Annotated in this window: 8 protein-coding genes; 2 read left to right on the top strand and 6 right to left on the bottom strand. The window is 55.9% G+C overall.

The features are described 5' to 3' along the window. Positions 1-55 precede the first annotated feature (55 nt). Entirely contained in the window at positions 56-1,564 is a 1,509-nt protein-coding gene (gene glpD, locus ACKWMY_RS10775) for a glycerol-3-phosphate dehydrogenase (RefSeq protein ID WP_024527606.1), read from the top strand. A 96-nt stretch (positions 1,565-1,660) separates the two neighbouring features. On the opposite strand, the gene glgP is transcribed toward glpD, so the two are convergent. The 6 genes from glgP to asd form a co-directional block, all read right to left on the bottom strand. After that, positions 1,661-4,108, bottom strand: coding sequence for a glycogen phosphorylase (gene glgP / locus ACKWMY_RS10770; protein WP_074030258.1), 2,448 nt, complete (start codon positions 4,106-4,108; stop codon positions 1,661-1,663). A 24-nt stretch (positions 4,109-4,132) separates the two neighbouring features. After that, the gene (gene glgA, locus ACKWMY_RS10765) at positions 4,133-5,566 is read right to left on the bottom strand and encodes a glycogen synthase GlgA (RefSeq protein ID WP_024527608.1); all 1,434 of its coding nucleotides are present in this window, start codon (positions 5,564-5,566) and stop codon (positions 4,133-4,135) included. 82 nt (positions 5,567-5,648) lie between these two features. Continuing rightward, positions 5,649-6,926: a glucose-1-phosphate adenylyltransferase gene (gene glgC / locus ACKWMY_RS10760; RefSeq protein WP_409486283.1), complete on the bottom strand. Its 1,278-nt coding sequence runs from the start codon at positions 6,924-6,926 to the stop codon at positions 5,649-5,651. A 12-nt stretch (positions 6,927-6,938) separates the two neighbouring features. Then, positions 6,939-8,924 (bottom strand): glycogen debranching protein GlgX, encoded by a 1,986-nt coding sequence (glgX, locus tag ACKWMY_RS10755; protein ID WP_074030256.1) that lies wholly within the window; start codon positions 8,922-8,924, stop codon positions 6,939-6,941. Then, on the bottom strand, positions 8,924-11,107 hold the full coding sequence (glgB, locus tag ACKWMY_RS10750) for a 1,4-alpha-glucan branching protein GlgB (protein ID WP_409486282.1): 2,184 nt from the start codon (positions 11,105-11,107) through the stop codon (positions 8,924-8,926). The genes glgX and glgB overlap by 1 nt, the downstream gene beginning before the upstream one ends. Before the next feature lie 438 nt (positions 11,108-11,545). Then, positions 11,546-12,652: an aspartate-semialdehyde dehydrogenase gene (gene asd, locus ACKWMY_RS10745; RefSeq protein WP_065683993.1), complete on the bottom strand. Its 1,107-nt coding sequence runs from the start codon at positions 12,650-12,652 to the stop codon at positions 11,546-11,548. A 202-nt stretch (positions 12,653-12,854) separates the two neighbouring features. On the opposite strand from asd, the gene ACKWMY_RS10740 reads away from it, so the two are divergent. Further along, the gene (locus ACKWMY_RS10740) at positions 12,855-13,448 is read left to right on the top strand and encodes a YhgN family NAAT transporter (RefSeq protein WP_021181749.1); all 594 of its coding nucleotides are present in this window, start codon (positions 12,855-12,857) and stop codon (positions 13,446-13,448) included. Positions 13,449-13,477 lie beyond the last annotated feature (29 nt).

The following is a 13,477-nucleotide window of genomic DNA, read 5'->3' as shown; positions in this document are numbered from 1 at the left end:
TAATGAGCGAAAACGAACATAAAAGAGCTATTTCGAACACCAGGAGGAAGTTAACGTGGAAACCAAAGACTTGATCGTTATCGGTGGTGGTATCAACGGAGCCGGCATCGCAGCCGATGCAGCCGGGCGTGGGCTGTCCGTACTGCTACTGGAAGCGCAAGACTTGGCCTGTGCTACGTCTTCCGCCAGTTCAAAACTGATCCACGGTGGCCTGCGCTACCTGGAACACTACGAGTTTCGTCTGGTCAGCGAAGCGCTGGCCGAACGTGAAGTGCTGCTGAAACTGGCACCGCATATCGCCTTCCCAATGCGTTTCCGCCTGCCGCACCAGCCTCATCTGCGCCCGGCCTGGATGATCCGTATCGGCCTGTTCCTGTACGATCATTTGGGCAAACGCACCAGCCTGCCAGGCAGTAAAGGTTTGCGCTTTGGACCAGAGTCCGTCCTGAAGCCAGACTTAAAGCGCGGTTTCGAATATTCTGATTGTTGGGTAGACGATGCGCGCCTGGTCGTACTGAATGCCCAAGCCGTGGCCGAACGCGGTGGCGAAGTGCGCACCCGCACCAAAGTGACCCGCGCCTGGCGCGAAAATGGCCTGTGGATGGTAGAAGCCACCGATGTCGACAGCGGCAAAACCTTTACCTGGCGCGCCAAAGGCCTGGTGAACGCCACCGGCCCATGGGTAAAACATTTCTTCGACGATGGCCTGAAGCTCAAGTCTCCTTACGGTATCCGCCTGATCAAAGGCAGCCATATCGTGGTACCTCGGGCACATAACCAGCCACAGTCTTATATCTTGCAGAACGAAGACCACCGTATCGTGTTTGTCATTCCGTGGCTGGACGAGTTCTCCATCATTGGCACCACCGACGTGGAATACCACGGCGATCCGAAAGACGTGAAGATCGACGATAACGAAATTGACTACCTGCTGAAGGTATATAACGACCACTTCAAAAAACAGCTGGGCCGTGACGATATCGTCTGGACCTACTCTGGCGTGCGCCCGCTGTGTGATGATGAGTCTGACTCACCGCAGGCCGTAACTCGCGACTATACGCTGGATGTACATGACGAGCAGGGCAAAGCCCCACTGCTTTCCGTATTCGGTGGCAAACTCACCACCTACCGCAAGCTGGCCGAGCACGCGATGGAGAAGTTGGCTCACTACTATCCTGGCTGTGGCCCGGCGTGGACCAAAAACGGTTCCCTGCCGGGGGGCAATATTGACGGCGATCGCGATAGCTATGCTGCTAAACTGCGCCGTCAGCACGGTTGGATGACAGAGTCATTGGCTCGTCGTTACGCCCGTACTTATGGTAGCCACAGCGAAATAATCCTGGCCAATGCCAATAGCCTGAGCGATTTGGGTGAAGACTTCGGCCATGACCTGTACGAAGCTGAACTGCGCTATCTGGTTGAGAAAGAGTGGGTTGTCGAGCTGGATGATGCCCTGTGGCGTCGTACCAAACTGGGGATGTGGCTCAGCGAAGAACAGCAGGCGCGGGTGAAAACCTGGCTGGCAGAAAATGCCAAACCAAAAGCGTTGTCATTGGCGTCTTGATTGAGGTGTGAGTAGGCGGGCGCAGCATGCAGCGCCCCTACGGCATACGGGACGCAACAAGTTAAATTCAAGGGCCGGTGATCCGGCCCTTGGCTATTACAGCTTTATCGGTTTGATATTCCAGATCTCGTCCGCGTACTCCTGGATCGTGCGGTCGGAAGAGAAGTAGCCCATGTTGGCGATATTGAGTATCGCGCGCCTGGTCCAGTCGTCCTGATTGAGATACACCTCATCCACCTTATCCTGCGTATCCACATAGCTGCGATAATCGGCCAACAGCTGATAGTGGTCGCCAAGATTGACCAGTGAATCGAACAGGCTGCTGTAGCGCTTGGGCTCTTCAGGGCTGAACACACCGGTAGCGATCTGCGTCAACGCCAGATGCAACTCTTCATCCTGCTCGTAATACTGCCGTGGGTTATACCCATCGCGGCGCAGCGCTTCCACCTGATCGGCGGTATTGCCAAAGATAAAGATGTTCTCTTCACCCACATGTTCCAGCATTTCGACGTTGGCCCCGTCCAGCGTACCAATGGTCAAGGCACCGTTGAGAGCAAACTTCATATTACTGGTGCCCGAAGCCTCTGTCCCCGCCAGCGAGATCTGCTCGGAAAGATCGGCCGCCGGAATGATCATCTGGGCCAGGCTTACCCCGTAGTTAGGGATAAACACCACCTTCAAATCATCATGCACTCGCGGATCGTTGTTGATCACCTTCGCTACGTCATTGATCAAACGGATGATCTGTTTGGCGGCATAGTAGGCCGAAGCCGCTTTACCCGCGAAGATCACCACGCGCGGTACGCGTTTGGCATCAGGATCCTGCAACAGACGGTTATAACGCGTGATCACATGTAATACGTTCAGCAATTGCCGCTTATATTCGTGGATCCGTTTGATTTGCACGTCGAACAACGCGTCGGGGTTCACCACCACGTTGAGCTTTTTCGCGATATACCCCGCTAGCCGCTCTTTATTCTGCCGTTTGGCAGCCTGTACGGCCTGCAAGAAGCTCGGGTAATCCGCATTCGCTTTGATTTCGCCAAGCTGGCTGAGGTCGGTACGCCAGTGATGACCAATACTGTCATCCAGCACTTTGGATAATGGCCGGTTAGCCAACCCCAGCCAGCGACGCGGCGTGACCCCGTTGGTCTTATTGCAGAAGCGATCGGGGAATACGCGAGCAAAATCGGCAAACAGGGACTGTACCATCAGTTCGGAGTGCAGTGCCGAGACGCCATTCACCTTATGGCTGGCGACCACAGCTAACCACGCCATACGCACTCTGCGCCCGTTGGTTTCATCAATGATGGAGACCCGTGCCAGCAATTGATCATCGCCCGGTACCACTTGCTGTACCTGCTTGAGGAAATGGTCGTTGATTTCGAAGATCAGTTGCAGGTGGCGTGGCAGTATTTTGCCCAGCATATCAACCGGCCAGGTTTCCAGCGCTTCGCTCATCAAGGTGTGGTTGGTATAGGAGAACACTTTTTCCACCACTTCCCAGGCATCCAGCCAGCTGAATTTATGCTCATCAATCAGCAGGTGCATCAGCTCAGGGATCGACAACACCGGGTGGGTATCATTGAGGTGGATGGCAATCTTGTCGGCCAGATTGTCGAAGGTTTTGTGCATCGTCCAATGGCGGTTGAGGATGTCCTGGGTAGTGGCTGAAACCAGGAAATACTCCTGCCGCAGGCGCAGTTCACGCCCGGAATAGGTGGAGTCATCGGGATAGAGCACGCGCGAAACGTTCTCGGAGTGGTTTTTATCTTCCACTGCGGCAAAATAATCCCCCTGGTTGAACTTACCCAGGTTGATTTCATTACTGGCCTGAGCGCTCCACAAACGCAGCGTGTTGGTGGCATCGGTATCAAAGCCCGGGATCACCTGATCGTAGGCGATAGCGATAATCTCTTCGGTTTCCACCCAGCGGGCCTTCGCCCCTTCCTGCTGAACGCGGCCACCAAAACGCACTTTATAGCGGGTATTATGGCGCGGGAATTCCCACGGGTTGCCGTATTCCAGCCAATAATCCGGCGACTCCATCTGTTGGCCATCGACGATGTTCTGCTTGAACATGCCATATTCATAGCGAATACCGTAGCCCCGGCCAGGCAGCGCCAGCGTGGCCAAGGAATCCAGGAAGCAGGCAGCCAAACGCCCCAGGCCGCCATTGCCCAAGCCAGGATCGTTCTCTTCCTCAAGCAGCTCACTCAGGTTCAGACCCATCTCATCGAGTGCGTCCTCAATATCCTGGTAAATCCCCATCGATAACAGCGCATTCGACAGCGTACGGCCAAGCAGAAACTCCATCGACAGGTAATACACCTGCCGGACATCTTGTGAAAGCTGGGCGCGATTGGATCGCAACCAACGTTCCACCATCCTGTCGCGCACCGCAAACAGCACGGCATTAAGCCAGTCGTGCTGGGTGGCGATAGCCGGATCCTTACCGACAATAAACATCAGTTTATAGGCGATGGAATGTTTCAGCGCTTCGACACTGACCGTGGGTGAGGTGTAACTAAACGGTGAAGTCATAGTAATTCAATCCCAAGTACGTGATTACAACAAGCGTTGATAAAGCGACAGATATTCCTTTGCCGCGACTTGCCAGCCAAAATCCAGACTCATGGCATGGCGTTGTACGTGATGCCAATGTCTCGGCCGGCTCCACAGCACCAGAGCACGCCGAATGGCATTGCCCAGGGCAACGGCATCACAATCATCAAATACAAACCCGCTGGCAGTGCCGTCGGCCAGGTTCTCCAGCGCACAGTCCACCACCGTATCTGCCAACCCGCCGGTGCGGCGCACCAGCGGCAACGTGCCATATTTCAGGCCATAAAGCTGTGTTAACCCGCAAGGCTCAAAGCGGCTGGGCACCAGGATCACGTCCGCCCCGCCGATAATGCGGTGGGAGAAGGCATCGTGGTAGCCAATCTGCACGCCGACCTGTTCCGGATAATCGGCCGCCGCGGCCAGGAAAGCCTGCTGCAATACCGCGTCCCCCGCTCCCAGCAGCACCAACTGCCCCCCTTGTTCCAGCAACGCTGGCAGAGCCTCCAGCACCAGATCCAACCCTTTCTGGTTGGTCAAACGACTGACCACTGCAAACAGTGGCAACGATTCATCCACCTGCAGCCCCATGGCTTTTTGCAGATGAACCTTGTTCTTGGCCTTGTTTTTCAAGCTGTCGGCGTCATAGCGTGCCGCGAGGCGCGCATCGTGTGACGGGTCCCAAATCTTGTCATCAACACCGTTGAGAATGCCGCTCAATCTCCCCTGCCGCTGCCGCTCCTGGAGCAACCCTTCCATCCCGTAACCAAACTCCGGCTGGGTAATTTCACGTGCATAGGTCGGGCTGACGGCGGTGATATGGTCGGCGTAGTACAGGCCTGCTTTCAGGAAAGACATCTGGCCGTAAAACTCCAGGCCATAGATATTCAAGAATGACGATGGCAACCACAGCTCCGCCATATGGTGGGCGGAGAATAGCCCCTGATAGGCCAGATTGTGTACGGTGAAGATCGAGCGTGCCGGGTGGCCATTCGCCGCCAGATAAGCGCAGGCCAAGCCGGCATGCCAGTCGTGAGCATGGACCAGTTTTGGCCGCCAGTAATGATCCAGCCCCTTCGCCAGCTCGCAGGCCATCCAGCCCAGCAAGGCAAAACGGCGGTGGTTGTCCGGATAGGCATACATCGACTGATCGTGGTACGGGCTGCCCGGCCGGTCGTACAGCCAGGGGGCATCGATCAGGTAAACGCCTACGCCATGATAGGTACCATAACGCAGGCCTACGCGCCCGGCAAAAGAGTCGATCTCGGCAACCAGTACCGTGTCCGGGATACCGTTGCGCACGTCAGGAAAAGCCGGTAATAGCACCCGAACATCAGCTCCTGCGGCAATCTGCGCCGTCGGTAATGCGCCAACCACGTCTGCAAGCCCGCCGGTTTTAAGCAGAGGGAACATCTCGGAACATACGTGTAAAACCTGCATTATTACTCCTGAAATTCGGTAAAAACGTCTTTACGGAGATAAGGGGCGCGGCTTGCCACGCCCAAGGTTCCGGCCGGAATGGCTACAGTTTTGCCAACATTTCGCGCGTCACCAGCACGATGCCCTCTTCCGAACGGTAAAAACGCTTGCTGTCTTCCTCGGCGTTTTCACCAATCACCATGCCTTCGGGAATATGGCAGGCGCGATCGATAATGCAGCGGCGCAGGCGGCAGGAGCGGCCAACGTTGACATCGGGCAGTAATACAGAAGAGTCGATAGTGCAGAAGGAGTTCACCCGCACCTTCGAGAACAGCACCGAATGCACCACCACCGAACCGGAGACAATGCACCCACCGGCCACCAGCGAGTTCATGGTCATACCATGGCTGCCGGAACGGTCTTGCACAAATTTGGCCGGTGGCAGTGGCTCCATATAGGTGCGGATCGGCCAGGAACGGTCGTACATATCCAGCTCAGGCGTTACCGAAGCCAGATCGAGGTTGGCGCGCCAGTAGGCTTCCAAGGTCCCGACATCACGCCAATACGGCGGTAGATTCGGACCACATCCCACACAGGAAAGAGTAAACGGATGCGCCCAGGCAGCACCCTGCGCGGTAATTTTGGGGATCAGATCCTTACCGAAATCGTGGGTGGAACCAGGGGTCGACATATCCTCTTCCAGCAGTTGGAAGAGGTAGCTGGCGTTGAAAATATAGATGCCCATGCTGGCCAGTGACATCTCCGGGTTGCCAGGCATGACTGGCGGATTGGCTGGCTTCTCCAGGAATTCGAGGATCAGGTCATTATCGTCCACCTTCATCACGCCAAACTCGCTGGCTTCCTTGCGCGGTACCGGAATACAGGCCACCGTGCACTGCGCCCCTTTCTCGACGTGGTCGATCAGCATGCGCGAGTAGTCCATTTTATAAATATGGTCGCCCGCCAGGATCACCACGTATTCCGCTTCATAGCGGCGAATGATGTCCAGGTTCTGGTAGACCGCATCCGCGGTGCCTTTGTACCAGTGTTCGGTGCTAAGACGCTGCTGGGCAGGCAGCAGATCGACAAACTCGTTCATCTCTTCGTTGAGGAACGACCAGCCCCGCTGAATATGCTGCACCAGCGTATGGGAATGATACTGAGTGATCACCCCCATACGGCGGATCCCTGAGTTCAGGCAGTTGGACATGGCAAAATCGATGATGCGGTACTTGCCACCGAAGTGAACGGCTGGCTTGGCGCGGGTAGAGGTTAAATCTTTCAAACGCGAGCCACGGCCGCCTGCCAATATCAGGGCAACGGATTTATTCGGCAACTGGCGCGCCAACATCAGAGGGTCTTTATTTTCGTGCTTAACCATAACTGACTCCTTTTAATTTTTCTCTACCAGCACGCAAAGCGAATGCGCAACCTGGCACCAGGCGGGTAAAACCGCCCGCGAATCTTCCTGAGTGAAGGGGGCGACAACCTGCCAATCACCCTCGGGTAACGTCATCTCAACGGTCTGCTGGGTGGCGTTGATCACCATCAGCCAACGTTGTGACAGGCGGATCTGCAAGCAGCGATCGCCCTGTTCCCACTGTTGCGCACTGAGCGGCTGCCCCTGCGCGTTTAACCACTGCACGCTGCCGTCTCCCTCCTGCCACCAGCGGTCTGCCTGCAAAGCAGGAATTTGCTGGCGCAAGCGGATCAGCGCGGCGGTGTATGCGGTCAGTGACTCATCCGCATTGGCCCAATCGAGCCAGGTGGTTGCGTTATCCTGACAGTAAGCATTGTTGTTGCCTTGCTGGCTATTTCCGTGCTCATCACCGGCCAGCAGCATCGGTGTCCCCTGTGCCAGAAGCAGCGTGGCAAGCAGTGCTCGCTGGCTGGCCTGGCGGCGTTGCAAAACGGTTTCGTCGGCAATCAGGCCTTCAACTCCGTGGTTACAGCTAAAGTTTTGGTCGCTGCCATCACGGTTTCCCTCTCCGTTAGGCTGGTTATGTTTCTCCTTGAAACTCACTACGTCCTGCAAGGTAAAGCCGTCGTGGGCCGTCAGCATATTGATGCTGACATAAGGCGCACGCCCACGTTGGTTGAATACCTCGCTGGAGGCAGCAAAACGCTGGGCAAACTGACCCAGTGACAGATCCCCCCACAGCCAGAAACGGCGGATATCGTCACGGAAATGGTCATTCCACTCAGCAAAACGGCCTGGAAACGCGCCAACCTGATAGCCCCCCGGACCAATGTCCCAGGGCTCGGCGATCAGTTTGCAGCGCCCCAGCGTATCGTCCGCCAGCATCGCCTGAAACAGCGGTGCATCGCGGTCAAACGCCGGTGTACGGCCTAACACGGTGCCAAGATCGAAGCGGAAACCGTCGACATGGCACTCCCGAACCCAAAAGCGCAGGCAATCCATCACCCACGCCACGCCCGCTGGCTGATCCAACCGCAGCGTATTGCCACAGCCGGTGAGGTTATCGTAGCCACCATCAGGGGTTAGCCAGTAGTAACCGGGGTTATCAATACCACGCAGCGACAACGTTGGCCCATCCACATCCAGCTCTGCACTGTGGTTGAACACCACGTCCAGGATCACTTCGATCCCCGCCCGGTGCAGTGCTTTCACCGCATCACGGAGCTCACGAAGCGGCGTCGTCCCGGTGCTCAAACTGCTGTAACGGTTGTCTGGCGCGAAAGGAGCCAGCACGTTGTATCCCCAGTAATTGATCAGCCCCAGGCGCTGCAAACGCGGCTCCGTGGTGTGCTGCTGCACCGGCAAAAGCTCGAGCGCAGTGATCCCCAACCGCTTGAAGTAGGCAATCATCGCCGGGTGGCCAAGAGCGGCAAAGCTGCCACGCAATACGGCCGGGATCTCCGGGTGCGTTAACGTCAACCCCCGGACGTGGGCTTCGTAGATCACCGTTTTGCCCCAAGGGGTGGCTGGCGGGCGATCGTCTTGCCAATCGTAGCTTTCGTCGATCACTACGCATTTGGGCATCAGTTGGGCGCTGTCTTGCTGGTCCGGTTGATCGTATCCCCCGTGCAAATTCACATGGTCGGCAACCGGCCCTTCGACTGCCCGCGCCGCAGGATCGAGCAACAGCTTGTTAGCGTTAAAACGCAACCCAAGATGAGGCTCAAACGGGCCATGCACCCGATAACCATAACGTTGCCCCAACTCGCCCCCTGGCAGATATCCATGCCAGATATCACCGCTGCGGGCAGGCAACGGCAGGCGTGTTTCACGATATTGCGCATCGAACAGGCATAGCTCAACCTGCGTGGCATGCGCAGAAAACAGGGTAAAGTTGATGCCATTACCGTCGTAATAAGCCCCTAAAGGCGCGGCAAGACCCGGCGTCAGCTCTACCATCAAGCCTCCCGCCGTAGATAAACGGTGGCCAGCGGTGGCACCATCACGCTGATCGAATGTTCACGACCGTGGCTGCCGATCGGCTGCGAAATCACCCGCCCCTGATTACCCGCGTTGCTGCCGTGATAATGGTGTGAATCGGTATTGAGGATTTCCTGATATTCGCCAGCGCGCGCAATGCCGATGCGGTAATGGGGGCGCGGCACCGGGGTAAAGTTGCTGATGGCTATCAGCTCATTGCCCTGAGAGTCATAGCGTGCGAAAGCAAATACCGAGTTGTCGTGATCGTCGACCACCAGCCACTCAAAGCCGTCTGGGCGATAATCGCGCTCATACAGCGGCGCATTCTCCTGATAGCAGTGGTTGAGATCGCGTACCAGCCGATGCACGCCGTGGTGCCAACCGTCCAGTCCATCCAGCAGATGCCAGTCCAGGCTGGTATCGAAATTCCACTCACGCCCTTGAGCAAATTCGCTGCCCATAAACAGCAGTTTTTTGCCCGGGTGCGCCCACATAAAGCCATAATAGGCCCGCAGGTTGGCGAATTTCTGCCAGGCATCCCCCGGCATCCGATCCAGCACGGAGCCTTTGCCATGCACCACTTCGTCGTGCGAGATCGGCAGCACGAAGTTTTCGGTATAGGCGTAGAGCATGCCGAAGGTCATCAGGTTGTGATGGTATTTACGGTGCACCGGATCGCACTTCATATAATCCAGCGTGTCATGCATCCAGCCAAGATCCCACTTGTAGTGGAAACCTAAGCCGTTGGCATCCGGCGGCAGCGTAACCCCCGGATAGTCGGTGGATTCTTCCGCCAGCGTCACCGCGCCTGGCCGCTCTTTACACAGCGTCTGGTTGGTGTAACGCAGGAAGGAGATCGCTTCCAGGTTCTCATTGCCGCCATAGTAGTTCGGCACCCACTCACCGTCGGCACGGCTGTAATCACGGTAAATCATCGACGCCACCGCATCGACGCGCAAGGCGTCGATACCAAACCGCTCCAGCCAGTAAAACGCATTGCCCGCCAGGTAGTTACGCACCTCGTGGCGGCCATAGTTGTAGATCAGCGTGTTCCAGTCCTGATGGAAGCCTTCGCGAGGATCGGCATATTCATACAGCGCGGTGCCGTCGAAGTTGGCCAGACCATGGGCATCGCTGGGGAAATGCCCCGGCACCCAATCCAGGATCACGTTGATCCCGGCATCATGAGCCGCAGCGACAAAAGCCTTGAACTCCGCTGGCGTACCAAAACGACGGGTTGGCGCATACATTCCCAACGGCTGATAGCCCCAACTACCGTCGAACGGATGTTCGTTGATCGGCAACAGTTCAATATGGGTGAAGCCCATATATTTAACGTAGGGGATCAGTTGCTCGGCCAGCTCTTGGTAGCTGAGCCAGAAATTATTGTCGGTATGGCGACGCCAGGAACCCAGATGAACTTCATAGATGGAAATCGGACGGTCAAAGTCATTGGCCCGCTGCCTTTCCGGTGTGTTTTCCACCACCGCAGGCAGCGGTGTGATTAACGAAGCCGTTTCGGGCCGCATCTGCGCTTCAAAAGCATAAGGATCGGCTTTCAGCTGCACGTTGCCGTAACAATCGATAATCTCGTATTTATACAGCTGCCCGGCCTTCACACCCGGTAAAAACAGCTCCCAAATCCCGTTCTCTCTACGCAGGCGCATGGGATGACGCCGTCCATCCCAAAAGTTGAACTCCCCCACGACCGACACGCGCTGGGCATTCGGCGCCCAAACGGCAAAGCTGACCCCATCCACATTACCCAACGAGCCAGGATGCGCCCCCAGCCGCTCATAAGGCCGCAGATGGGTGCCCTCGGCCAGCAGCCAGCTGTCAATATCCTGCAGCAGGGTGCCAAAACGGTATGGGTCTTCAAGCAGTTGTTGATGGTCGCGCCAGCTGACTTCAAGCTGATAGCGGAAAGGGGTTTTACGACGCGGTACGAGAGCGCTGAAAAAACCACGAGCGTCATCGCAATTGAGCTGAACCAGACGGTTACCGGTTTTACTCTCTACCAGCCACACGGTGCCCGCATCCGGCAACAGCGCACAAATCTGTAGGCCGTTTTCGGTTGCATGCATGCCGAGCAAGGAAAAGGGATCGGCATAGTGACCGGAGATGAGCTGATTGATCACGTCACGTTCGGGAAGTACAGGCATAGCATTCTTCCTTTGATTAAGAGCATGACTTTTAAAAGGCTACGCTGAACAAAAAGCAGCCGTTGCACCTATCATGCAATTCATTTGCTACCTAAAGCGTGATTTCAGTCGGTTATTGATTAATCGATCGCCTTCATGCTCGCAGTTTCGCTCTTTATGCTTATTTTTCAGGCGAATTTTCACCATTGATGGAAAACTTTTCATCCACCTAATAAGCATAGCCATGTCTGCTAAAAACACGGTGACATTACCAAGGAAAATTTTTAGCCGGAAAACCGGCGGAGCGGGCAACCTTCGCTGGCTGCGTCTGATATACGACAGGCATGACGTCACCTTGCCTACATCGCCTTTACTGCTACAGCAATCGAGACCAGAAACGTGGAAAACAGGGCATTGGAGGGCTGAAAGAGATCAGCCCTCAGGAAGTTCAGTTCAGGGTTACAGCAGGATACGCAGCATGCGACGCAGCGGTTCGGCCGCGCCCCACAACAGCTGATCGCCAACGGTGAAGGCGGAGAGGTATTCCGGCCCCATATTCAGCTTGCGCAGACGGCCAACCGGCGTGTTCAAAGTACCGGTTACGGCAGCAGGCGTCAGCTCACGCATGGTCAGTTCGCGGTCATTAGGGATCACCCGTACCCAGTCGTTATGCGTGGCCAACAGTTGCTCGATTTCCGGCAGCGGGATGTCTTTCTTCAGCTTCAGGGTAAATGCCTGGCTGTGGCAGCGCAGAGCGCCGACGCGCACACACAAACCATCAACCGGGATGATGCTTGACGTGCTGAGGATCTTGTTGGTTTCCGCCTGGCCTTTCCACTCTTCGCGGCTTTGGCCGTTATCCAATTGCTTGTCGATCCAAGGGATCAGGCTGCCCGCCAGAGGAACGCCAAAGTTATCGGTTGGCAGCTTACCGGAACGGGTGGCCTCCGTGACTTTACGCTCGATGTCCAGGATCGCCGAGGCCGGGTCCTGCAACTCCTTCGCCACATCCGCATGCAGCATGCCCATCTGAGTCAACAGCTCACGCATATGGCGCGCACCGCCGCCAGAGGCAGCCTGATAGGTGGCAACAGAGGCCCACTCCACCAAGTCGTTGGCAAACAGACCGCCCAGCGACATCAGCATCAGGCTGACGGTGCAGTTACCGCCAACAAAGGTCTTGATGCCTTTGTTCAACCCTTCCTGGATCACCGCATGGTTGACCGGGTCGAGGATGATAATCGCATCGTCTTTCATACGCAGAGAAGAGGCCGCATCGATCCAATAGCCCTGCCAGCCGGTAGCCCGCAGCTTTGGATAGATTTCATTGGTGTAATCGCCGCCCTGGCAGGTAATAATAATATCGAGAGCGCTTAATGCTTCGACATCATACGCATCTTGCAGCGTGCCTTGCTGCTGACCACCGAAAGCCGGGGCGGCAGCACCGAGCTGTGAAGTGGAGAAAAAGACCGGGCGAATGGCGTCAAAATCGCGCTCTTCAGTCATGCGCTGCATGAGAACCGAGCCGACCATACCACGCCAACCAATGAAACCAACGTTTTTCATATTTACTGTCCTGCCTTGGAGGATGACTATGCTCTATACCCTTTCAGGAAGGATATGAGATAGAGTTAAGTTATATGTTGTGTGCAATATCTACCCACCTTACAAAAAGTCGGCGCGAGCGCAAAGTGAATTTATTCGATGAACAAACAATTCTCAGCAATGCCGCTTATACCCGTCGTTTTTTCTGATTTTGAGGCCTTAAATGACAGAAATGATTGCGGCAACGGTGTTGCTGTTTTTAATTATGGATCCGCTGGGTAACCTGCCGATTTTCATGTCAGTGTTGAAACACCTGGAACCGCGCCGTCGCCGAGCGGTGGTGATCCGCGAGTTACTGATAGCTTTGGTATTGATGCTGATCTTCCTGTTCGCGGGCGAGCATATTTTGGCGTTCCTTAACCTGCGCACCGAAACCGTGTCGATCTCCGGCGGGATTATCCTGTTCCTGATCGCCATCAAGATGATTTTCCCTTCTCAGGAGGGCAGCGGTAGCGATCTTTCCGCCGGAGAGGAGCCTTTCCTGGTGCCGCTCGCCATTCCGTTAGTCGCCGGGCCGTCGATTCTGGCAACCTTGATGTTGCTTTCACACCAGTACCCCAACCAGATTTCACATCTGGTCGTGGCCTTGCTGATTGCCTGGGGATTGTCGGCGGCGATCCTGCTGATGTCGAACGTGTTCCTGCGGTTACTGGGGAGCAAAGGGGTGAGTGCACTGGAACGGCTGATGGGGTTGATTCTGGTGATGCTATCCACCCAGATGTTCCTGGACGGCGTTCGGGCCTATCTGAACCTTTAGCAGTCAGGGCGCAGCAGAGACTGCTGCGC

Origin of the sequence: Serratia sp. J2 (assembly GCF_046269175.1) — a bacterium.
GTDB classification, from domain to species: domain Bacteria; phylum Pseudomonadota; class Gammaproteobacteria; order Enterobacterales; family Enterobacteriaceae; genus Chania; species Chania fonticola_C.
The sequence above is the reverse complement of the archived record's forward strand: the minus strand, read 5'-3'. Positions and strand labels throughout refer to the sequence as shown.